The sequence below is a fragment of the Pseudomonas sp. ICMP 10191 genome (assembly GCF_001467335.1).
GTDB lineage: Bacteria > Pseudomonadota > Gammaproteobacteria > Pseudomonadales > Pseudomonadaceae > Aquipseudomonas > Aquipseudomonas cerasi.
The window spans coordinates 51804-74842 of record NZ_LKGW01000135.1 but is presented as its reverse complement, the minus strand read 5'-3'; the positions used below and the strand labels follow the sequence as shown (position 1 = coordinate 74842).

The window sequence follows — 23039 nt, the reverse complement described above, 5'->3', positions numbered from 1 at the left end:
CGGAGTTTTCGATCAATCGACGATGCTGACGCCTGAAAAATTGTTGCGACCGAACGGGCTGACGTGGAAGTCCCTGACCTCGGCGCGCAATGGCTGATTGACGGTCGAGTGGGCAACCGGTGTGATCGGCACCTGCTCCTTGAGGTAGCGCTGCGCCTGTTGGTACAGGTCGGTACGCTTCGCGCGGTCAGTGGTCGCAACCGCGGCCTTGACCAGTTGGTCGTATTTTTCGTCGCACCACATCGAGTAGTTGTTGCCGCCAATCGCGGCGCAGCTGTAAAGCGTGCCCAGCCAGTTGTCCGGGTCACCGTTGTCGCCGGTCCAGCCGATCAGCGAGATATCGTGCTCGCCGTTTTTGGTGCGTTTGAGGTATTCACCCCATTCGTAACTGACGATCTTGACCTTGATGCCGACCTTGGCCCAGTCGGCCTGAAGCATTTCGGCCATCAGTTTGGCGTTAGGGTTGTAAGGGCGCTGAACCGGCATGGCCCACAGGGTCAGCTCGGTGCCTTCCTTGATGCCCGCGGCACGCAACAGGGTCCTGGCTTTTTCCGGGTCGTAGGGGGCGTCCTTGATAGTGTCGTCATAGGACCACTGGGTCGGTGGCATGGCGTTGACTGCCAGTTGCCCTGCGCCCTGGTAAACCGCGTTGATGATCGCCTTCTTGTTGACGGCCATGTCCAGCGCCTGGCGCACTTCCAGCTTGCCCAACGGTTCGTGGCGCACGTTGTAGGCGATGTAGCCCAGGTTGAAGCCAGGCTTCTCGATGATCTGCAGGCTTTTGTCTGCCTTGAGGCTGGCGAGGTCCGCCGGGCGCGGGTTGACCGAGACCTGGCATTCATTGGCCTTGAGCTTTTGCATGCGCGCAGAGGCGTCGGTCACGATGGCGAAGATCAACTGATCGATTTTCACCCGGCTCGGGTCCCAGAACTCCTTGTTGCCCTTGTAGCGAATCTGCGAATCCTTCTGATAACGCTGAAACACGAACGGGCCTGTGCCGATAGGCTGCTGGTTGATGTCGCGTACGTCACCCTTGGCCATCAGCTGTTCGGCGTACTCGGCGGAGAGGATGCCGGCGAAGTTCATCGCGATGTTCTGAATGAAGGCCGCGTCGACCGTATTGAGGGTGAACACGACGGTCAGCGGGTCGGTCTTCTCGACGGACTTGATCTTCTTGTTCAGGCCCATGCTGGTGAAGTAGGGGAACTCGGTCGGGTAAGCGACACGGAACGGATGATCGGGCTTGAGCATGCGATTGAAGGTGAACAGCACATCGTCGGCGTTGAAGTCACGGCTGGGTTTGAAGTTCTTGTTGCTGTGGAACTTCACGCCCTCGCGCAGATGAAACGTGTAGACCAGGCCGTCTTCCGAGATGTCCCAGGAAGTCGCCAGCGCTGGAACCACGGTGGTGTCGCCTTGCTTGAATTCGGTGAGTCGATTGTAGATCGGCTCGGATGCATCGTTATCGGTGGAGGAGGTGTATTGCGCACCGTCGAAGCCAGCCGGACTCGCTTCGGAGCAAAACACCAGATTGCTTGCCGCCTGGGCAAACGGGGCCAGTGCCAACAGTCCCAGGCACGACGTCATCGCAAGAGTTTTACGCATGATGATCCCTATCCTCGAAGGATGAGCCGAGGCTCGAATGTCTAACTGGCCCAAAGGCGTCGCCCCACGCAACTTCGCACGACATGCCCGGCGCACCTGGACACGAAGCGACGGGCTTCCTGCCATTGCCGCTGCCCTTCGACGGTAAGTCGTCAGAGGTCCGCGGTATATAGGCTCGAAGGCTGCAAAGCTCGTAGGAAATATCTTAGTGATAGTAGAAGAATGCCGTTATCGGCACTTTTTCAACCCATCGCTCGGGGCTTGCTATTCAAGTAGAGCGGTTTGCTGCGCCGGATGAGCGGCGCAGCAAGCTGTCACTTTTATTTGCCGCTCACGCTCACACCGTAAAAGGAGTTCAAGCCAAACGGGCTGATCTTGAAGTCCTGCACGCTGGTGCGCATGGGTTGATAGACCGTCGAGTGCGCAATAGGCGTCATTGGCACGGCGTCTTTCAGGAGGTGTTGCGCCTGTTTGTACAGCTCGGTGCGCTTGGCCTGATCGGACGTTTCCTTGGCCTGATGGATCAGCGTGTCGAACGGCTTGTCACACCATTTGGCAAAGTTGTTGCCATTCAGTGCGTCGCAGCCGAACAGGGTGCCGAGCCAGTTGTCCGGGTCACCATTGTCACCGCTCCAGCCAATCAGCATGGCGCCGTTCTCGCCATTCTTGGCGCGCTTGATGTACTCGCCCCATTCATAGCTGACGATCTTGGCGTTGATACCGATCTTCTTCCAGTCGGACTGGAGCATCTCGGCCATCAGTTTGGCGTTGGGGTTGTAAGGACGCTGAACCGGCATCGCCCACAGGGTGATTTCGGTGCCTTCCTTGATACCGGCTTCCTTGAGCAGCTCGCGAGCTTTCTCGGGATCGTACTTGGCGTCCTTGATGGTGGTGTCATAGGACCACTGGGTCGGCGGCATGGCGTTGACCGCCAATTGACCTGCACCCTGGTAAACCGAGTCGATGATCTGCTGCTTGTTGACCGCCATGTCCAGCGCCTGACGCACTTTCAACTGAGCCAGGGGATTTGGATGGTCTTCGCCCTTGATCTCAGGCATCACGTTGTAGGCGATGTACCCCAGGTTGAAGCCTGCCTGATCGGGCATCTTCAGGTTCTTGTCGGCCTTGAGCGGTTCGAGGTCGGCAGGACGCGGGTAGGCAGTGATCTGGCATTCGTTTTTCTTGAGCTTCTGCATGCGCACCGAAGCATCGGTGGTGATGGCGAAGATCAGGTTGTCGACCTTGACGTCCTCAGGCTTCCAGTAATCCTTGTTGCCGGTGTAACGGATGTTGGAGTCTTTCTGGTAGCTCTTGAACACGAACGGACCAGTGCCGATCGGCTGCTGGTTGATCAGCTCCGGCTTACCTTCCTTCAGCAGCTGGGCGGCATATTCTGCGGACTGGATGGACGCGAAGCTCATCGCCATGTTCTGGATGAACGCGGCGTCGACCTTGCCCAGAACGAACTTGACGGTGTGGTCGTCGATCTTCTCGATTTTGGTGATGTTGGTGTCCATCGCCATATCGGTGAAGTACGGGAACTCGGTCGGATACGCTTTGCGGTAAGGCATGTCCTTGTCGATCATGCGATTGAACGTGAACAGCACGTCATCGGCATTGAATTCACGGGTCGGCTTGAAGTAGGACGTGGTGTGGAACTTGACGCCTTCACGAAGGTGGAAGGTGTACGTCAGGCCATCGTCGGAGATGTCCCATTTGGTTGCCAGACCTGGCACCACGGCGGTGCCGCCGCGTTCAAACTGGCTCAAGCGATTGAAAATGGTCTCGGCTGAGGCGTCGAAGTCAGTACCTGTGGTGTATTGACCTGGATCGAAGCCCGCAGGGCTGCCCTCGGAACAGAACACCAGATTCGATGCAGCGTGAGCGAAAGGTGCGCTGGCGAGCAAGCTGGCGCCGACCAGAAACGGAATGACCGCGTGTTTGAGCATGGTTGCCTCAGTTGTTGTCATTTTTGATTAGAGGGAACGACCTCGTGAGCCGATCCGTCCGATACTTATGCAGGGGCCATACCCAAAGCAAGACAGTGAGGCGAAAGAAGCGACAAAGAGTGGCACGATCGTACAGGAATGTCGCGAAAGTGTAACTTTCTTGGTAGTTGATCGTTTGCGCGACGCTTTTTCAATTGTTTCGTGCACCAATAAAGCGCAACCGGGTGAGAAAAATGCACCCGGTTGGCGCTGTGTTGTTACTTCACTGTTCCCAGGCTGACACCATAAAAGGGTGTCAGGCCGAAGGGGCTGATCTTGAAGTCCTGCACTTCCTGGCGCATTGGCTGAAACACCTTGGAGTTGGCAATCGGGGTGATCGGCACCTGCTGCTTGAGAATGTGCTGAGCCTGCTGATAGAGCTTGATGCGCTCATCGCGGTTGCTGGTCAGCTTGGCCTTCTGCACCAGCTTGTCGTAAGCCGGGTCGCACCACTTGGCGTAGTTGCTGCCTTTGACGGCTGCGCAGCTGTAAAGCACGCCGAGCCAGTTGTCGGGGTCGCCGTTGTCACCGGTCCAGCCATAGATCATTGCGTCATGTTCGCCGGCCTTGGCGCGCTTGATGTATTCGCCCCATTCATAGCTGACGATGTTGGCCTTGATACCGATCTTCTCCCAGTCGGACTGAATCATCTGAGCCGACATGCGTGCATTGGGGTTCGACGCGCGCTGGACGGTCATGGCCCACAGATCGATTTTGGTACCCGGTGCCACACCTGCTTCCTTGAGCAGTTGTTTGGCTTTGGTCAGGTCGTGCGGGGCGTCCTTGATGGTCGGATCGAAGCTCCACTGACCCGGCGGCAGGGCATTTTCAGCCAGCTGGCCTGCACTCTGATAAACCGCCTTGATGATTGCTGGCTTGTCGATGGCCATGTCCAGCGCCTGACGCACCTTGAGCTGGTCCAGCGGCGGATGCGTAACGTTGTAGGCCAGGAAGCCCAGGTTGAAGCCCGGCTGACTGAGGACCTTGAGTTTCGGGTCCTTTTTCATCTCCTCGATGTCCTGCGGACGCGGATAGCCGCTGACCTGGCATTCGTTGGCCTTGAGCTTCTGCAGGCGCACGGCGGCATCGCTGCTGATCGAGAAGATCAGGTTGTCGATCTTCACATCCTCCGGCTTCCAGTACTCGGTATTGCCGACGTAACGGATCTGTGAATCCTTCTGATAGCGCTTGAAGACGAACGGACCCGTGCCGATGGGCTTCTGGTTCAAGTCCTCGGCCTTGCCTTCCTTGAGCAGTTTGTCTGCGTACTCGGCAGACTGGATCGAGGCGAAGCTCATCGCCAGGTTCTGCACAAAGGCGGCATCGATGTTGTTCAGGGTGAACTTGACGGTCAGCGGGTCGACTTTCTCGACGCTCTTGATCGTCGTATTCAGCCCCATATCGGTGAAATAGGGCGACTCGGACGGATACGCCTTGCGGAACGGGTGGTTGGCATCAAGCAGGCGATTGAACGTGAACAGCACGTCATCGGCGTTGAACGTACGAGTCGGGGTGAAATAATCCGTGGTATGGAATTTCACGCCGTCGCGCAGGTGAAACGTGTAGGTCAGACCATCCGGCGAAACGTCCCATCGCGTGGCCAGACCCGGCTCCACTTCCGTACCGCCACGCTTGAACTGGGTCAGACGGTTGAAAACGGTTTCGGCCGAGGCATCGAAGTCGGTGCCGCTGGTGTACTGGCTGGGGTCGAAACCGGCCGGGCTTGCTTCCGAGCAATACACCAGCGTGCTTGCCGCTTGGGCCAAAGGTGCGCAGGCCAGCAGCGCGGTGGTCAACAGCAGCGGTTTGAAAAGTGTGTGTCCCATGGATCCCTCGCGTGGTACTGCGTTCTCAAGATCGGACGCAGAGCGTCCGGAACTGCGTTCCCACGCCGAGCATGGGAACGATGGTTGTGCTGATTGGAGCTCGCTTTTCCGGGCTCGGGCTCAATGATCAACCCTGCTCAGGGTATCGCGACTTCGATCACGCCATCCGCGGCGACGCTGACCTGGCTGGTGCCAGCCTCGACATCAGGCGTCGGAGCTGCGTCTTCGCGCGAGGACTTGGCCATCATCATGACCGGCGCGCGCAGATACGGCTGCGGGTAGCCCGAGGTATTCAGATTCAGGTTGACCAGCTTGTAGCCTGTACCGCCTAGCGCCTCGGTGACCAGTTGCGCGCGAGCCTTGAACGCAGTCACCGCGTCCTTGAGCAGGGCGTCTTCACTGGTCTTGCGCGTCGATGGCGAGATCGAGAAGTCCATGCCGCCCATTTTCAGGTCGGTCAGCAGCTCGCCGGTCAGCTTGGACAGCACAGCAAAGTCTGCGCTTTCCAGGCGCAGTTCGGCGCGTTCACGCCAGCCGGTAATCTTCTGGCCTTTATCGTCGTAGACCGGGTAGCTGTTGCGGCTGCCCTGGCGAATCTTCACGTCCTTGACCTGGCGCGCCTGCCCCAGCGCCTTGTTCAGCGTTTCGGTGATCTGCGCGGCCAGTTTGGCCGGATCGCTGTCCTGCGCTTCGGTGTACAGCGTGACGAGCATCAGGTCGCGCTGCACCTCCTGATTGACCTCGGCGCGCAATGAAATCTGGTTGTAACGGGCTTCTTCAGCCATGGCGGGCAGGCTGGACAAAGCCGCAGCCAGCGCGACGAGGGTGGCGGCAGGGCGAAGGTTGAACATGAGAGCTCCTTGTTATCAAACGGCCTCCGACGATGGTCGGGCGGCGCAAAGTGTTCTGACTGTAGCGCTTTGGTCCGGTTCCTGCGATGACCGAGTGCTCTGGCGTGCGGTGCGTTGACGCACTTTTTCAGTTTTATCTCCCGCTTGGTTATACTCGCTGCGATCCGCCTGGAGCACTCATCAGGAGAGCTCATGCTCGCCCCCGTTCAAATGCTTTCAGCCACACGGCAAAACCTGTGGCGCCTGACATTCATCCGTATTCTGGTGCTGGCCGCGCAGGCCGGCTCGGTCGGTATGGCCTGGCTGTTCGACTTTCTGCCGTTGCCGTGGCTGCAGTTGTCGATCACCCTGGGCTGTTCGCTGGTGCTCTGCGGGCTGACAGTCATTCGTCTGCGCACCTCGCTGCCGCTCACCGAGCTTGAATATGCGCTACAACTGGCGCTGGACCTGCTGATTCACAGCGCGCTGCTGTATTACTCGGGCGGCTCGGCCAACCCGTTCGTTTCCTATTATCTGGTGCCGCTGACCATTGCCGCCGCCACGCTGCCATGGCGTTACTCGCTGATTCTGTCCGGCTTTGCGCTGAGCATGTACACCTTGCTGATGGTGCGCTCCTACCCGCTGGAAACCGACTCCATTGCCCGGGAAAACATGCAGATCTACGGCATGTGGCTGAGTTTTGCGTTGGCCGCTGCGGTGATTACCTTCTTTGCTGCGAAGATGGCCGAAGAGCTGCGCCGCCAGGAGCAACTGCGTGCCGAGCGTCGCGAAGAAGGCCTGCGTGATCAGCAATTGCTCGCCGTCGCGACCCAGGCTGCAGGGGCCGCCCATGAATTGGGAACGCCGCTGGCAACCATGAGCGTGCTGCTCAAGGAAATGCGCCAGGATCACAGCGACCCAGCGTTGCAGGATGATCTGTCCGTGCTGCAGGAGCAGGTCAAACAGTGCAAGCAGACCCTGCAGCAACTGGTGCGTGCCGCCGAAGCCAATCGGCGCATGGCCGTCGAATATCAGACCGCCACCCGCTGGCTGGACGAGTCCCTCAACCGCTGGCATCTGATGCGCCCGGAGGTGAGTTACCGTTTCTATCAGTTGGGCAAGGGCGAGGCGCCGATGCTGGCACCGCCGCCGGACCTGACCCAGGCGCTGCTCAACCTGCTCAACAACGCTGCCGATGCCTGCCCCGATGGCCTTGAAGTCAATCTGGACTGGGACAGTGCGGAAGTCTGCATCAGCATTCGCGACCATGGCGCGGGTGTGCCGCTGGCGATTGCCGAACAGATCGGCAAGCCGTTCTTTACTACCAAGGGCAAAGGTTTCGGCCTGGGGCTGTTCCTGAGCAAGGCCAGCGTCACCCGTGCGGGTGGCTCGGTGAAGCTCTACAGTCATGAAGAAGGCGGTACGCTCACCGAGCTGCGCCTGCCCCGAGATACGCGAGGAGAAGAAGCATGAGTGACGATGACATCCAGGTCGAAGGCGAAGAGCTGCCGCACCTGTTGCTGGTCGATGACGACGCGACGTTCACCCGTGTGATGGCGAGGGCCATGAGCCGTCGTGGTTTTCGCGTGAGCACCGCCGGCTCGGCCGAAGAAGGTCTGGCCCTGGCGCAACAGGACATTCCCGAATATGCCGCGCTGGACCTGAAGATGGACGGCGATTCCGGTCTGGTGCTGCTGCCCAAGCTGCTGGAAATGGACCCGGACATGCGCGTGGTGATTCTCACCGGTTATTCGAGCATCGCCACGGCGGTCGAAGCGATCAAGCGCGGCGCGTGCAACTACCTGTGCAAACCGGCTGACGCGGATGACGTACTGGCGGCCCTGCTATCCGAGCACGCCAACCTCGACACGCTGGTTCCCGAGAATCCGATGTCGGTGGATCGCTTGCAGTGGGAGCATATCCAGCGCGTGCTGACCGAGCACGAGGGCAATATTTCCGCAACTGCGCGGGCGCTGGGCATGCACCGCCGCACCTTGCAGCGCAAGTTGCAGAAGCGTCCCGTGCGGCGTTGATGAAGGTTTTTTCATAGTGATCGTTTAGGCGTTTTTTTGCTTCATTGTGCTCAGGCATCGTACTTTCGAAGAGAGCGAGCCTGAACCACATGAATCGCAATGCTGAATATTCTGCCGTCAACGATACTGTGCAAGGAACCTTTCTACCCCGCGTCTGGAAGCTGATAACGCCGTACTGGCGCAGTGAGGAAAAGGCCACTGCCTGGCTGCTGCTGGTCTCGGTGATCGCGCTGTCGCTGTTCAGCGTGCAGGTCTCGGTGTTTTTCAACAGCTGGTACCGAGACTTCTACAACGCTCTGCAGAACAAGGATCTTGCCGCGTTCACCCACCTGATCCTGTACTTCAGCGGCATCGCCGCGATCGCCATTCTGGCGGCGGTCTATCGCTTGTACCTGACCCAGTTGCTGACCATCCGCTGGCGCCGCTGGCTGACGGAGAAACACTTCGCGCGCTGGCTCGCGGACAAGAACTACTACCACCTGGAGCAGGGCGGTTACACCGATAACCCTGACCAGCGTCTGTCCGAAGACCTCAACGAGTTCACCACCAGCACGCTCAGCCTGGGCCTGGGTTTGATGAGCGCGGTGGTCAGTCTGGTGTCGTTTTCAGTGATCCTCTGGGGCGTGTCGGGCAGTATCGAGGTGTTCGGCGTCACCATTCCTGGTTACATGTTCTGGGCGGCCATGCTCTATGCGCTGGTGGGCAGCCTGCTGACCCACTGGATCGGCAAGCGGCTGATCCCGTTGAACAACCAGCAGGAGCGATTCGAGGCAGACCTGCGTTTTGCGCTGGTGCGTGTGCGCGAAAACGCTGAAAGCATTGCCTTGTCCGAGGGCGAACGCAATGAAAACCAGCGCCTGAGCGCGCGCTTCATGATGATCTGGAATAACTTCCGGGCGTCGATGAAGGTCCAGAAGCGGCTGACGTTCTTCACCTCGGGCTATTCGCAGATTGCGTTGATCTTTCCGTTCATTGTGGCCGCGCCACGGTATTTCGCCGGCAAGATCGAGCTGGGTGATCTGATGCAGATCAACTCGGCATTCGGCAATGTGCAGGAGAACTTCAGCTGGTTCATCAGCGCCTATGGCACGCTGGCGTCATGGCGCGCCACCAGCGACCGTCTGCTGAGCTTCCGTCAGGCGATGAGTGACAATGAAGATCGGCAGCCTGCTATCGAAAGAATTCACGCCAACGACACGCTTGACCTGCGCAATCTGGGCTTGAGCATCGCCGGTGGGCGGCAATTGCTGAGCGACGCGAGTCTGCAGGTCGGCGCGGGAGAGCGGGTGATGCTCAGCGGTCGTTCGGGCAGTGGTAAAAGCTCGTTGCTGAGGGCGTTGGGCGGTCTCTGGCCTGAGGGGGCGGGGCAGATTCGCTTGCCCACCGGTACGGCGCTGTTCCTGCCGCAGCGGCCTTACCTGCCTATCGGCACACTGCGTGAGGCGATGAGTTATCCACAACCCGCGGAACATTACCCGGCTCAGCGATTTGCCGAGGTACTGGAGCAGTGCCGTCTGGAGCACCTGATACCGCGTCTGGACGAAAGTAATCACTGGCAGCGTTTTCTCTCACCGGGCGAGCAGCAGCGGGTGGCGTTCGCTCGTGCCCTGCTGGTCGCGCCGAACTGGCTGTATGTGGATGAAGCCACCTCGGCCATGGACGAAGATGACGAGACGGCCATGCACCGTGCAGTCATCGACGGGCTGCCGGGCCTGACGCTGATCAGCGTCGGGCACCGCAGCAGCCTCAAACGCTTTCATGACCGGCATGTGCGTGTCGAGGGCGGCAAATTGATCGAGCAACCGTGATTCGCAACGTTTTGAGGTCGATGCTATAGGGGACACGGCGCTTTTGAGGGTGTGATCATACAACCGCTGAGCTATGATTAGCCCCATGTTTAGCAGTCCAGAGATCGATGTTGGATGGAAAATCAAAGCGCTCTGCCCCGCGCCCGCAGAAAACACCGCAGCCTCGCGCAGGAGCTGGTGACAGAGCTGTCCGAGCGTATTCGCAGCGGTCAGCTCAAGCGCGGCGACAAACTGCCCACCGAATCCGCAATCATGGAAGAGCAGGGCGTCAGCAGGACTGTCGTGCGTGAGGCGATTTCGCGTCTGCAGGCCTCCGGTCTGGTCGAGACCCGTCACGGCATCGGCACCTTCGTGCTCGACACGCCGAGCCCCAGTGGCTTCCGGATTGACCCTGCGACCATCGTCACCCTGCGTGATGTACTGGCGATTCTCGAGTTGCGCATCAGTCTGGAAGTCGAGTCGGCAGGCCTTGCAGCCCAGCGGCGCAGTGATGAACAACTGGCAGCCATGCGTTCGGCGCTGGACGCGCTCAATGAAAGTGCGGCACACGCCACCGATGCCGTGGCGTCGGACTTCCAGTTCCATCTGCAGATTGCCTTGTCGACCGGCAATCGCTACTTCACGGACATCATGACCCACTTGGGCACCAGCATCATCCCGCGTACCCGGCTCAATTCCGCGCGTCTGGCGCATGATGACCAGCAGCACTACATGGATCGGCTGAGCCGTGAGCACGAAGAAATCTTCGACGCCATCGCCCGCCAGGATTCCGATGCGGCCCGCGCGGCCATGCGCCTGCACCTCACCAACAGCCGCGAACGCCTGCGCCATGCGCATGAAGAGGCTGAATCGCAGCGGGCTTGAGGATTAAAAGAGGACACGGAGCGTCCGGAACGGCATACCCACGCTGGAGCTTGGGTACGATAGATGGCTGGGGGAACACCTATCGTTCCTCACGCGCCAGACGCTCTGCGTCACACATCGATGCGGCAGCGCAAAAGTCAAAACCGGGCTCTGTCCGCTCCCCCTGAAAAAACCCGAAAATCCCTGTTGAGTGATTTTATTATCAGTTGTACGATGACTTACGACATCGGCACTGACCCGGTGATCCTCTAACAATTAAGTCCTCCAGGGTGTTCGAATAATGAATCCACAAGAACTGAAGTCCATCCTCTCGTCCGGTCTGCTGTCTTTCCCGGTTACCGATTTCAATGCCCAGGGCGACTTCCACCGCGCCGGCTACATTAAACGTCTCGAGTGGCTGGCCCCGTACGGCGCGAGCGCTCTGTTCGCTGCGGGCGGCACAGGTGAGTTTTTCTCCCTGGCTGCCAGCGAATATTCCGAAATCATCAAGACTGCCGTCGACACCTGCGCCACCAGTGTGCCAATCCTCGCCGGTGTAGGCGGGCCGACTCGTCAGGCCATCGAGTACGCGCAGGAAGCCGAGCGTCTGGGCGCCAAGGGTCTGCTGCTACTGCCGCACTACCTGACCGAAGCCAGCCAGGACGGCGTTGCCGCGCACGTCGAAGCCGTGTGCAAATCGGTGAAGATCGGTGTGGTGGTCTACAACCGTAATGTCTGCCGCCTGACGCCGGCCCTGCTCGAGCAACTGGCCGAGCGTTGCCCGAACCTGATCGGTTACAAGGATGGCCTGGGTGATATCGAGCTGATGGTTTCGATCCGCCGCCGTCTTGGTGACCGCTTCTCGTACCTGGGCGGGCTGCCGACCGCTGAAGTCTACGCCGCTGCCTATAAGGCGCTGGGCGTGCCGGTCTACTCGTCTGCCGTGTTCAACTTCGTACCGAAACTGGCGATGGACTTCTACCACGCCATCGCCCGCGACGATCATCAGGCGGTCGGTAAATACATCGACGATTTCTTCCTGCCTTACCTGGAAATCCGCAACCGCAAGGCTGGCTATGCCGTGAGTATCGTCAAGGCCGGCGCGAAGATCGCCGGTTACGACGCAGGTCCGGTGCGCGCGCCGTTGACCGATCTGACGCCAGACGAGTGCGACATGCTCGCCGCTCTGATGGACAAGCAAGGCAAGCAATAACACCTGCCACGACAAAGCCGCTGAGCGATCAGCGGTTTTTTCATTGCACTGCATGACCCTTACAGGTGGCAGATGTCGTCGCCGTGATACTGCCAAGGGGCCTGTAACGCTACACCCAAAAAACAGATTTACCCGCGTAAAAAAATAATCAGTGGGAGCTCTACCATGCAAAAGTCCAAGCCGACGCACGTCCGCTATTTGATCCTGTTGATGCTGTTTCTGGTCACTACGATCAACTACGCCGACCGCGCCACCATCGCTATCGCTGGTTCCAGCATTCAGAAAGACCTGGGCATCAGTGCCGTTACTCTGGGCTATATTTTCTCCGCATTCGGCTGGGCCTACGTGGCCGGTCAGATTCCCGGTGGCTGGCTGCTCGACCGTTTCGGGTCGAAGAAAGTCTATGCCATGAGCATTTTCACCTGGTCGCTGTTCACCCTGCTGCAAGGCTATGTGGGCGAGTTCGGCGTCTCCACGGCAATCGTTGCGCTGTTCATGCTGCGCTTTCTGGTCGGTCTGGCCGAAGCGCCGTCCTTCCCGGGCAACGCGCGCATCGTCGCCGCCTGGTTCCCGACTGCCGAGCGCGGCACCGCCTCGGCGATCTTCAACTCGGCGCAGTACTTCGCCACCGTGCTGTTCGCTCCGCTGATGGGCTGGATCGTTTACACCTACGGCTGGCAGCACGTGTTCGTCGTGATGGGCGCGTTCGGTATCGTGTTCTCCATGATCTGGATGAAGGTCATCTACGGCCCGCGCAACCACCCGATGATCAACGAGGCCGAACTGGAGCACATTTCCAGCAATGGCGCGCTGGTCGATCTGGATCAGGACAAGGGTAAAGGCGCGCAAAAAACAGCCAGCAGCGGCCCCAAGTGGGATTACATCCGCCAGTTGCTGACCAACCGCATGATGCTGGGTATCTACCTCAGCCAATACTGCATCAACGGCATCACCTACTTCTTCCTGACCTGGTTCCCGGTGTACCTGGTTCAGGAGCGCGGCATGACCATCCTCAAGGCTGGCATCATCGCCTCTCTGCCGGCTATCTGCGGCTTCATCGGCGGGGTATTGGGCGGCATCATTTCCGACTACCTGCTGCGCAAGGGCCATTCGCTGACCTTCGCCCGCAAGGCGCCGATCATCGGTGGCCTGCTGCTGTCGACCTCGATCGTGACCTGCAACTACGTCGACATCGAATGGGTGGTCGTGGGCTTCATGGCCCTGGCATTCTTCGGCAAGGGCGTGGGTGCGCTGGGCTGGGCTGTGATGTCCGACGTGTCGCCCAAGCAGATCGCCGGTTTGAGCGGCGGCCTGTTCAACACCTTCGGTAACATTGCATCGATCACCACTCCGATCGTGATTGGCTACATCATCAGCAGCACCGGCTCGTTCAAATGGGCGCTGGTGTTCGTGGGCGCCAACGCGCTGCTGGCGGTGATCAGTTACATTTTCATCGTGGGTGAAATCAAGCGTGTGGAATTGAAAGAGCCGCCTGCCAAGGGGCCATTGCTGAACGACTCGGTCAGCGACCTTTCCGAAGCAAAATCCTGAGGAAACCGTGATGAACCTGATTCAACATGCCGATTCGCCACGCTATATCCGGCTGCATCCGCTGGATAACGTCGTGGTCGTGGTCAACGACCAGGGTGTGCCGGCCGGAACCGAATTCGACAACGGCCTGGTCACTGTCGATAACGTACCGCAGAGCCACAAGGTCAGCACCGTTGACCTGGCCGTGGGCGAAGCCGTGATTCGTTACGGCCACACCATTGGCTATGCATTGCAACCAATACCGCGCGGCAGTTGGGTCAGGGAAGACCAGTTGCGCATGCCTTCCGCGCCTGCGCTCGACAGCCTGCCGATGTCCGATGCCGTGCCGGAAAAGCAGGCGCCGCTCGAGGGTTACACCTTCGAAGGCTATCGCAACGCCGACGGCACCGTGGGCACTCGCAACATTCTCGGCATCACCACTACCGTGCAGTGCGTGACCGGTGTGCTCGACCACGCGGTCAAGCGCATCCGTGACGAGTTGTTGCCCAAGTACCCGAACGTCGATGACGTCGTGGCGCTGACCCATAGCTATGGTTGCGGCGTGGCAATCACGGCCACCGATGCCTACATCCCGATTCGTACAGTACGCAACCTGGCGCGCAACCCGAACCTGGGCGGCGAAGCGCTGGTGATCAGCCTGGGCTGCGAGAAGTTGCAGGCCGGACAGGTCATGCATGAGGGCGACAGCTCGGTGGACCTCAGCGAGCCTTGGCTGTATCGCTTGCAGGATTCCAGTCATGGCTTCAATGAAATGATCGAACAGATCATGGAACTGGCCGAAACACGTTTGAAAAAGCTGAATCTGCGGCGTCGCGAAACGGTTCCGGCGTCGGAGTTGATTCTGGGCATGCAGTGCGGCGGCAGTGATGCGTTTTCCGGCATTACCGCCAACCCGGCGCTGGGTTACGCATCGGATCTGCTGTTGCGCGCTGGGGCGACAGTGATGTTTTCCGAAGTGACCGAAGTGCGGGATGCCATCTATTTGCTGACTTCCCGCGCACAGGATCAGGACGTCGCACAGGCGCTGGTGCGGGAAATGGACTGGTACGACCGCTATCTGGCCAAAGGCGAGGCTGATCGCAGCGCCAACACCACGCCGGGCAACAAGAAGGGCGGGTTGTCGAACATCGTTGAGAAGTCTCTAGGGTCGATCGTCAAGTCAGGCAGCAGCGCCATCAACGGCGTACTCGGCCCGGGCGAGCGGGTCAGCGGCAAGGGCTTGATCTTCTGCGCGACACCGGCCAGTGACTTTGTCTGCGGCACCTTGCAACTGGCTGCCGGCATGAACCTGCACGTGTTCACCACCGGCCGCGGTACTCCGTACGGCCTGGCGATGGCGCCGGTGGTTAAGGTCTCGACCCGCACCGAACTGGCCCAGCGCTGGCCTGACCTGATCGACATAGACGCCGGACGCATTGCGACCGGACGCGCGAGCATCGAGGACCTGGGTTGGGAGCTTTTCCACTTCTACCTGGACGTGGCCAGCGGCAAGAAGAAGACCTGGACCGAGCATTACCGGCTGCACAACGACATCACGCTCTTCAACCCGGCACCGATTACCTGACGGGGATGTGACGCGCAGCGTCACGAACGGCATTCCCACGCTGGAGTGTGAGGCGCGATGTGCAGAGGAATACGCCTATCGTGCCCATGCTCTGCTTGGGCGCGCCGTTCTGGACGCTCTTGCCTCTGCGCTGAGCACCCGGTCACAATCCGAAATATTCTCTGAACTTTAAGGCTCTTTTTGACCTCTTCTACAGTAGGGCAGCCGATCTGGTTGCCTTCGTTGATGGTGCAGGAGATTTCAAATGGGTTGGATATCGGAAAATCATTTGTGGTTGTTCGCAGCGCTGACCGCCCTGATCGTGATTTCGGACATCTGGGCAGTACTGCGTATTCGCAAGAGCAAGACACAATCCAGCAACAAGCTGATGTGGATCATTGTCGTTGTTGCCGTGCCAATCGTTGGCGTGCTGGCTCTGCTGATTGCGGGTCCGAGTCATGTGGACACACCGGCCAGACCTGAGCAGCAAAGCACCAAGTACTGACCCCGCTTTTCAAAAATACCCCGCCTGCGGGCGTGGGTATTTCCTCTTGTAGATCGCTCCCTTCTGTTTTTCGACACCTTTGCTCACAAAGGTGGAATGTCGGCTGGCAAAAATAAAAATCTCTGCAATTCTTCTGCAATGGTGAGGTGTTTACATGCTTGCCATCCAGACCTGAACAAGGAGAAAGCGTATGTCGATCATGACCAAGTGGGCGTTACAGGCAGCTGCGTTGTTTGTGCTGGGTTGGATGGCAGTTTCGGTGGCGAGCTGGAGCAATCACGTTGCCAATGGCACCGGCAGTGATCGGCTGGCAGAGCTGAATGCTGGCGTATTGGGCAGCCAAGTGCTGGCTGTATCATCGTCGCCCGCAGCGCAAGACGAGTAATCCCGCCGCATCAGCGCGGGAGCGCCGGCACTTTTCTGCAGGCAAAAAAATGGCCCACAACGGGGTGGGCCAAATGGGATTCATCAAAGGAGTAGGGCCAATTTACGCAGCCGGACGTGAAGGGGATGTGAAACGGATGTCATGGAAACGAGAAGTGGTTCGATAATTCAAGCGGCGTTATGACAGGGCGAAGATGACAGGGTGAAGCAGCGTCGCCCATTGCCTGGCAACGCTGTAGGGATTAATTCGCGGGGAGGGGGCGGTCTAGCGGGCGGCCGCCTGAACGCTTATTTCGGCCGCTGCGCGGCGTGCCATATGCGGCAGCGAATGAGGCGCGTCGATTCTGGATTTCATGCGGTCGGCAAATTCTCTGGCTTCCTGCCAGCTCCGGCATTTGACCGGGTAGTCGTCCAGTATTACAACCCAAGCGTCGCCATATACACCTTCTTCAATTCGGATGAGCATTGTTGGCATCTCCTTTCAGTGAGGGTAAGTCTGTGCCGGGTCATCGGCGCTGAAGCTGACGCACGAAATCCTGCGCCGAAAATCGGTGTCTCGCTACAAAAAATTACAATTCCCGATGAATGCGCACAGCCTGCAAGCAAACCGGCTCTGCGGCTTTCGAGGCTATGTTCGTGGGCAAGCCTGACTCAGAAATGTGACAGGCTGATGGATAGGCGCCGATCAGAACGCCAGCTTGAAGCCGATCGTGCCCAGCATGATGGCCAGGAAGGGCCGTAGCAGGTCATCGGAGACGCGGCCAGCCATGTGGCTGCCCAGGTAGATGCCGGGCAGTGAGCCCATCAGCAGCCAGCCCAGCAACTCCCAGTTCATGTTGCCCATGCTCGCATGACCCAGGCCTGCGACCAGCGTGAGCGGGACCGCATGGGCGATCTCCGTACCCACCAGACGTCGGGTCGGCAGCAATGGATAGAGGATGAACAGGGCCACCGTGCCCAGCGCGCCTGCACCGATGGAGGTGAGTGCAACCATGGTGCCGAGGATCAGACCGGTGATGACGGTCAGTACCGTCAGGCTGGTGCCGCTGAAAAACGAGTACCCGTCTCCGCGCCGATGAGCGAAGGCCAGCAGTTTTTTCTTGAACAGAACGGCGAGTGCGGTAAGCAGCAGCACATAGCCCAAGGCCTGCTTGATGATCGCGTTAAGTGCTTCGGGGGCGGTGTGCAGGGTGCTCAGAAACCACAGCGTCATGAGCACCGCCGGGACGCTGCCCAGAGTCAGCAGCCCGGTAACTTTCCAGTCGATGTTGTCGTTCCTGCGATGAACCAGAACCCCGCCGGATTTGGTAATCGCCGCGTACAGCAAGTCCGTGCCGACCGCCGTGGCCGGATTGATCCCGAACCACAGCAGTATCGGAGTCATCAGCGAGCCGCCGCCGACTCCGGTCATGCCCACGATGAAACCGACTACCAGCCCTGCAACTACGAAACCCAGACCACCCGCTTCCATATCCAACCTTTTTCAAGCAAACGCATCAGGCAAAAAGTGGCGGGCAGCATAACGGCTTGCGTTGTAATCGGTTATGAAGATGTGTTCTAAGGTTATAACCGTTTGTCGCGGATGATGGCGGCTTCTGCGGCTTCGGAGGCACTCTGCAGGCGCTGATTGGGGCCCAGCCAGTTCAGCAACGCCTCGGCTTCCATGGGTTTGGCGATCAGATAACCCTGACCTTCATCGCAGCCCCACTGCTTGACCAGGCGACGAATCTCGTCGGTTTCGATGCCCTCGGCCACGACGCAGTAGCCAAGTTTCTTGGCCAGACCGATCAATGCCTTGACCAGACGCTGATCGGTTTTGTCGGATGCCAGATTGCGGATCAGCGACTGGTCGAGCTTGACCGTCGTCGCAGGCAGCTGCCGCAGGTAATTCCAGTTGCTGTAGCCCGTACCGAAGTCATCGATCGCCACATCCATGCCCTCCTGGCGCATGCGCTCCAGCTGGTGGCGCACTTCTGCCGGGTTGTGCATCAACGCGCCTTCGGTGAACTCCAGCTCAAAGCGGGTGGGGTCAATCTTGTGCTTGCCCAGCAGGCGTATCATCCGGTCGGTGAACGCCGGGCCGGTGAGGTCTTCGGGCGTCACGTTGATCGCAATACGGAAATCGAAACCCTGCTGCTGCCAACGAGCGGCCTGTTCGATTGCACTGGTCAGCACCCAGAGGCTCAGCGGGCGCATCAGAGCGGTCTTCTCGGCCAGCGGCACGAACTCGGCAGGCCCGATGGCGCCGAGCGTCGGGTGATTCCAGCGCAGCAAGGCCTCTACCGAGGTGCACAGGCCAGAGTCGAGGTCGATGCGCGGTTGGTAGACCAGACGCAGTTGATCGTCAGCATGCACCGCCCCGGTCAACGAACTGAGCAATTTGAAAGCACGCTGCTGGGCGGCGTCAAAGTGCGGTTCATACATCGCCCAGCCGAGGTCGCGGTCGCGGGCATCGTCGGCAGCGCTGATCACCATGCGCATCCAGTCCTGTTCTTCGACCGGATTACGGTTAAGGGTCACGACGCCCAGGCCGACCTGCATCTGCACCGGAATTCCCCGGCACTCAACGGGCGTCTCGAAATCCTTGAGGATGGTGCGGAACAGGTGTTCGGGCGTACGGTCGCCTGCCAACAGAAAGCCGAAGCGCGTAGGACTGACCTTGTATAAAGAACAGGTCGGCGGCAACAGGCGCTCCAAGCGGCTCTTGATACCTGTCACCAGGTCCTGGGAGAAGCTGTAACCCAGGGCCTTGACGATATCGTTGAGGAACGCGGAGGTAATCATATCCACCACGACCAACTGATAATCGACACTGGATGCCACGGCCTGATGAATATCTTCCTGCAGGCGCGAGCGGTTGTACAAGCCGGTGGGCTGGTCGATAAAGCAACTGAGCCTGAGGCCGACAATGCGTTTCATGACCAGCGACGCAAAGCGCTTGAGCATCTGCGTCTGGTACTCGCTCATCGGCTCGCGCGGCTTGGTGTCGATCACGCATAGGCTGCCCAGGGCAATGCCGTCATCGGTGATCAGTGGCGCGCCTGCGTAGTAGCGAATGTCAGGGTGTCCGGTCACCAGGCTGTTGTTGACGAAGCGCTCGTCGAGCGTGGCGTCGGGAATCTCGAACAGTGTTTCGGAAAGGATGGTGTAGGCGCAGAAGGACACGTTGCGTGGTGTTTCGCGGGCATTCAGGCCTACCCTTGCGCGGAACCACTGACGGTGCTCATCGACGATCGAGATCAAGGCAATCGGCGTCTCGAAAAAGGCAGCGGTCATCGCGACGATTTCATCGAATACGTCATCGGACGTATCTTCAAGCACGCACAGCTCCCGTATGCGCAACAGACGTTGCGTTTCATTCAAGGGAATAGGGGCACTGGCGTTCATGACAATTCTCAATGGGTGCTCGATGATGACTATATGACATCACGAAACTCACTTTAACAGACGAAAATATTCCGACCACAGCGGCGAGATACCGATTAATCGGCCGCAGATCGGATTTTTTGAACGCTATCGTTGTTCAAGCCGCGCACGGCGAGGGGTTGGCCATTTGTTTACGGTATCTTGTGAGCACTACCATTCGTCGACTGGCCGAAAATAAGTTGACCGAACGTCGTTATTCGGGCTGTTCGCCTACATTTTTTGTATGAGGAGTGCGCAAATCCTTCGCCGTATGAGCGGTGTCTTGCTTGCCATTGCGCGTTCGAAATGAATTCACCTACTGCAGGGTAACCAGGAACCACGCCATGAGCATCAAGGTACGACCCGCCCGCATAGCCGAAGCGGATGCCATCAGTCGAGTGATATTGGCGGCCTTGCGAACCAGCAATGCCAGGGATTATCCCGTCAGCGTGATCGAGCGCGTGCAATCGGGTTTCGGCCCGGGTGCGATCGAGCGGTTCATGCTGCAGCGTCAGGTGTTCGTGGCGTCAGAGGGCAATGTGGTGGTGGGCACTGCGAGTCTGGAGGGGGAGGTCGTGCGCTCGGTATTCGTCGACCCTGACAGGCATAGGCAGGGGATCGGGCGTTTATTGATGGCCGAGCTGGAGGCTGTCGCACGCAATGCGGGCGCGGTGCGAATGGTTGTACCGTCATCCTTGACTGCGCAGGCGTTCTACTTGGCGCTGGGTTTCAACGTGGTGCGGGAGCATCTGGAGGGAGAGGAGCGCACATTAATCATGGAGCGGCAACTGCGCGTCTGAGGCATTCCATGCCTTAAGCGGTGACTTCCTGCATTTCCTGCAATTGATAGTGCGCATACAGCGTGCTGGCGATCAGCGTGCAAAACACTTTCAGGGTATCGAGGGTATTGGCGTCATCGAGTGGCGCAGGCTTGGTATCCAGGCCACACAGGGTGCCGAAGAACTCTCCGTTGGGAAAAATGATCGGCAACGAGAAGTAGCTCTGGAAACCGTACATTTTAGTAATGGGATGCTCTGCGTAGACGGGGTCGGTCGCGACTTCGTTGATCACGATAGGCTGGCGGTGCTGACGCAACTCATTGCAGAACGTGGTCTCCAGCTTGAGCTGATGACCGGGTTCCAGCCCGAACTGGATTTCATCGTATACAGCACATGCGGTCCAGCTGGCCTCGGTTACTTTGGCAATTGCCGCAAATCTCAGCCCGGTCAGCCGGGTCACCAGTCGTAAAAGACTGGAAGTGGCCTCGATTTCACTGATGACTGCCAGCTCTGCTGAAGTCAGTTTGTTGTTCAAAATGTGTCACCCTGGTCATAAAAGCACTGATGCGGCCTTGGCGGTACGCCGGGCGCTGCCGATCCCGTGCAGGAAGTGATCGTGTCATACCTGATCGTGGCTTACATAAATATTGTGTTGTTCGACGCCAACTATTGAATGAGTTCAATGCCCCTGTCAACGTTGCGGGCTTTTTCAAATAGCCTGTGCTTGTAAATAGGTCTTTATGGATCCTATTTCAACTAATGAAGACTATGTGTCTGAAAGGCTGTCAGCAGAGAGATGCGGCTCACAGTTTTTGAGAGGAGGGGACTGCCGGCTGGAGGAACCATTGCGGTTTTTTTGCCGAAAACGGTACTGACGCTATAAAAGAAGGGCAGCAGACGAATCTGCTGCCCTTCTGTCATGCCCGGCATGTGTGGGTGTTGTTCTGGATTACGTCTTGAAGCGCAGCACCAGATCATTCAGGTTGACCGCCAACTGCGAAAGTTCGGTACTGGCGATCAGGGTCTGACGGGTGCCTTCGCTGCTCTGCACGGCCAGGTCGCGAATGCTGACCAGGCTTCTGTCGACATCACGTGCTACATGCGCCTGCTGCTCGGAGGCCGCTGCGATCTGCAGGTTACGGTTATTGATCTCGAGTACCGAGTTGGTGATCTGACGCAGCGACTCTCCGGCGTCCTCTGCCGTCTTGCGGGTGCTGTGAACTTCCTCAGTGCTCTTCTGCATGGACTCGACCGTGGCGGAAGAACCGGCCTGAATCGCTGAAATCATCTGTTCGACTTCCTGGGTGGACGTCTGTGTGCGATGCGCCAGAGCCCGCACTTCATCGGCTACCACAGCGAAGCCGCGACCCTGTTCACCGGCACGCGCCGCTTCGATGGCTGCGTTGAGTGCCAGCAGGTTGGTCTGCTCGGCAATGCCGCGAATCACGCCCAGCACTTTGCTGATGTCCTGAGCCTGGCCAGCCAGCGCAGTGACTTGCGCTGAAGAGCCCTCGACCAGGCCTGTCAGGTTCTGCATGGCCGTCAGGGTTTCGTTAACGCGCTGGTTACCCAGGTCGGCGGAAAGGCTCGACTGTTGGGCGGCCTGCGAGGTCGACGTAGCATTACGAGCGACCTCTTCTACGGCAGCACTCATTTCGTTTACCGCAGTAGCAGCCTGCTCGATTTCGCTGTTCTGCTGCTGCAGCGTGCGGTCGGCACTTTCGGTGATCGACGTCATCTCGACGGCGGCAGTGCTCAGTTGTGCGGAGGCGCCGGAAATTTCGTGAATGGTGGTGCGCAGGTTCCCCGACATGGTATTCAGGGCCGTCATCAAGCGTGATGCTTCATCACTGCCGGCAACGCTAAGTTGTCGGGTCAGGTCACCGGCGGCGATGTCTTCTGCGAGTTTAAGCGAGACGCTGATCGGGTCGACGATGCTGCGTGTCAGGGCAATCGCGAGGACCACGGTAAGCAGGAACGCTGCGATCAGCACAATCATCAGGACGTTGACGCTGTGATTGTAGACCTCGGTTGCATCTTTCCCGGAGCTCACGGCTTCCGTGGCATTTTGCTCGCGCAGTCTGGTAAGTTTTTCCTGGTACGCAGTGGCCTTTTGGGCCTGCTCTCCGTTGGCAAGGGAGACCGCTCTTTCATGATCAGAACTGTCCAACGCGACGACCTGTTTCAAGCCATCAATGTATACGCTCATCTTGTTGTTGGCTTCTTCGAATTGCGCGCGGTCGGCTTCACCTGAAAGCAGGTGTTTTTGATAAAAGTCGCTGTTGGCACGTAGCGCCTCGATCGCTTCCCGGACCTTGGCTTCCGCGGTGGCGTGTACAGCGGGATCGGTGCTCGCAAGCATCCTGATGCTTTCCAGGCGAGCGTGAAGCAGGGCGATCTGAATGTCGTCGACTACCTGGATACTGGGCAGTGAGTTTTCTTCAATGTTCTGCTCAGCCTTGCGCAGATGGTCGATCTGCACGTAGGAGAAGGCACCCAGACCGATCAACAGTAAGGTAATGACGCCAAAGCACAGGGAGGCCCTGCGTGAAATACTTAACGATCTGAGGTTCATGGTTGCCTCCAGCGGCAAAACAGGCGGAAGGCCAATACTTTCCTTCCAGTAACTGTTTTTCTGCTGAAAACGAGAGAGCTTTAACAAAATAGCCATGAAAGTTATTTCATAATGGCCTTTTGCAACTATCTGCTGTAAGGCAGCTGTATGT

19 protein-coding genes and 1 pseudogene are annotated in these 23039 nt (G+C 58.6%); 10 read left to right on the top strand and 10 right to left on the bottom strand.

Annotated elements, in window-relative coordinates; genetic code table 11:
• Window positions 1-12: 12 nt before the first annotated feature.
• The 4 genes from AO388_RS20875 to AO388_RS20860 form a co-directional block, all read right to left on the bottom strand.
• The gene (locus AO388_RS20875; RefSeq protein WP_058398043.1) at window positions 13-1605 is read right to left on the bottom strand and encodes an ABC transporter substrate-binding protein; all 1593 of its coding nucleotides are present in this window, start codon (window positions 1603-1605) and stop codon (window positions 13-15) included.
• Between the two features lie 320 nt (window positions 1606-1925).
• Complete coding sequence (locus tag AO388_RS20870) at window positions 1926-3554, bottom strand: ABC transporter substrate-binding protein (protein WP_044309441.1); 1629 nt, start codon at window positions 3552-3554, stop codon at window positions 1926-1928.
• Between the two features lie 257 nt (window positions 3555-3811).
• Window positions 3812-5419 (bottom strand): ABC transporter substrate-binding protein, encoded by a 1608-nt coding sequence (locus tag AO388_RS20865; protein ID WP_003431608.1) that lies wholly within the window; start codon window positions 5417-5419, stop codon window positions 3812-3814.
• Between the two features lie 137 nt (window positions 5420-5556).
• Window positions 5557-6270 carry an SIMPL domain-containing protein gene (locus AO388_RS20860; protein WP_003419020.1) on the bottom strand — a complete coding sequence of 238 codons (714 nt, stop codon included), beginning with the start codon at window positions 6268-6270 and terminating at the stop codon, window positions 5557-5559.
• Between the two features lie 192 nt (window positions 6271-6462).
• Between AO388_RS20860 and AO388_RS20855 the strand changes: the two genes are divergently transcribed.
• The 9 genes from AO388_RS20855 (at window position 6463) to AO388_RS20815 (ending at window position 16130) form a co-directional block, all read left to right on the top strand.
• On the top strand, window positions 6463-7722 hold the full coding sequence (locus AO388_RS20855; protein ID WP_003431607.1) for an ATP-binding protein: 1260 nt from the start codon (window positions 6463-6465) through the stop codon (window positions 7720-7722).
• Entirely contained in the window at window positions 7719-8282 is a 564-nt protein-coding gene (locus AO388_RS20850; protein ID WP_003395104.1) for a response regulator transcription factor, read from the top strand. Before AO388_RS20855 ends, AO388_RS20850 begins: the two co-directional genes overlap by 4 nt.
• Window positions 8283-8371: 89 nt before the next feature.
• Window positions 8372-10090, top strand: coding sequence for an ABC transporter ATP-binding protein/permease (locus AO388_RS20845; protein ID WP_058417050.1), 1719 nt, complete (start codon window positions 8372-8374; stop codon window positions 10088-10090).
• Window positions 10091-10204: 114 nt separating this feature from the next.
• A complete protein-coding gene (locus AO388_RS20840; protein ID WP_003313750.1) occupies window positions 10205-10954 on the top strand; it encodes a FadR/GntR family transcriptional regulator in 750 nt (249 codons plus the stop codon).
• A gap of 280 nt (window positions 10955-11234) precedes the next feature.
• Window positions 11235-12146: a 5-dehydro-4-deoxyglucarate dehydratase gene (kdgD, locus tag AO388_RS20835; RefSeq protein ID WP_003431605.1), complete on the top strand. Its 912-nt coding sequence runs from the start codon at window positions 11235-11237 to the stop codon at window positions 12144-12146.
• Between the two features lie 165 nt (window positions 12147-12311).
• A complete protein-coding gene (locus tag AO388_RS20830; protein ID WP_003431603.1) occupies window positions 12312-13697 on the top strand; it encodes an MFS transporter in 1386 nt (461 codons plus the stop codon).
• Between the two features lie 10 nt (window positions 13698-13707).
• Window positions 13708-15261 (top strand): galactarate dehydratase, encoded by a 1554-nt coding sequence (garD, locus tag AO388_RS20825; RefSeq protein ID WP_058417049.1) that lies wholly within the window; start codon window positions 13708-13710, stop codon window positions 15259-15261.
• A gap of 244 nt (window positions 15262-15505) precedes the next feature.
• A complete protein-coding gene (locus tag AO388_RS20820) occupies window positions 15506-15745 on the top strand; it encodes a PLDc N-terminal domain-containing protein (protein WP_003368647.1) in 240 nt (79 codons plus the stop codon).
• A 190-nt stretch (window positions 15746-15935) separates the two neighbouring features.
• A complete protein-coding gene (locus AO388_RS20815) occupies window positions 15936-16130 on the top strand; it encodes a hypothetical protein (protein ID WP_003431599.1) in 195 nt (64 codons plus the stop codon).
• Between the two features lie 264 nt (window positions 16131-16394).
• On the opposite strand, the gene AO388_RS20810 is transcribed toward AO388_RS20815, so the two are convergent.
• The 3 genes from AO388_RS20810 to AO388_RS20800 form a co-directional block, all read right to left on the bottom strand.
• Complete coding sequence (locus AO388_RS20810) at window positions 16395-16595, bottom strand: hypothetical protein (protein ID WP_003313743.1); 201 nt, start codon at window positions 16593-16595, stop codon at window positions 16395-16397.
• A gap of 219 nt (window positions 16596-16814) precedes the next feature.
• On the bottom strand, window positions 16815-17600 hold the full coding sequence (locus AO388_RS20805) for a sulfite exporter TauE/SafE family protein (RefSeq protein ID WP_003368645.1): 786 nt from the start codon (window positions 17598-17600) through the stop codon (window positions 16815-16817).
• A 92-nt stretch (window positions 17601-17692) separates the two neighbouring features.
• The gene (locus tag AO388_RS20800; protein WP_003431597.1) at window positions 17693-19516 is read right to left on the bottom strand and encodes a sensor domain-containing phosphodiesterase; all 1824 of its coding nucleotides are present in this window, start codon (window positions 19514-19516) and stop codon (window positions 17693-17695) included.
• 362 nt (window positions 19517-19878) lie between these two features.
• On the opposite strand from AO388_RS20800, the gene AO388_RS20795 reads away from it, so the two are divergent.
• On the top strand, window positions 19879-20334 hold the full coding sequence (locus AO388_RS20795) for a GNAT family N-acetyltransferase (RefSeq protein WP_054082003.1): 456 nt from the start codon (window positions 19879-19881) through the stop codon (window positions 20332-20334).
• Between the two features lie 13 nt (window positions 20335-20347).
• On the opposite strand, the gene AO388_RS20790 is transcribed toward AO388_RS20795, so the two are convergent.
• The 3 genes and pseudogenes from AO388_RS20790 to AO388_RS30415 form a co-directional block, all read right to left on the bottom strand.
• Window positions 20348-20848 (bottom strand): GAF domain-containing protein, encoded by a 501-nt coding sequence (locus AO388_RS20790; RefSeq protein WP_003431595.1) that lies wholly within the window; start codon window positions 20846-20848, stop codon window positions 20348-20350.
• A gap of 414 nt (window positions 20849-21262) precedes the next feature.
• Window positions 21263-22051, bottom strand: a complete 789-nt coding sequence (locus tag AO388_RS30420; protein WP_371123822.1) for a methyl-accepting chemotaxis protein — start codon at window positions 22049-22051, stop codon at window positions 21263-21265.
• A 69-nt stretch (window positions 22052-22120) separates the two neighbouring features.
• Window positions 22121-22888, bottom strand: a pseudogene (locus AO388_RS30415) (MCP four helix bundle domain-containing protein); the annotation flags it as partial.
• Window positions 22889-23039 lie beyond the last annotated feature (151 nt).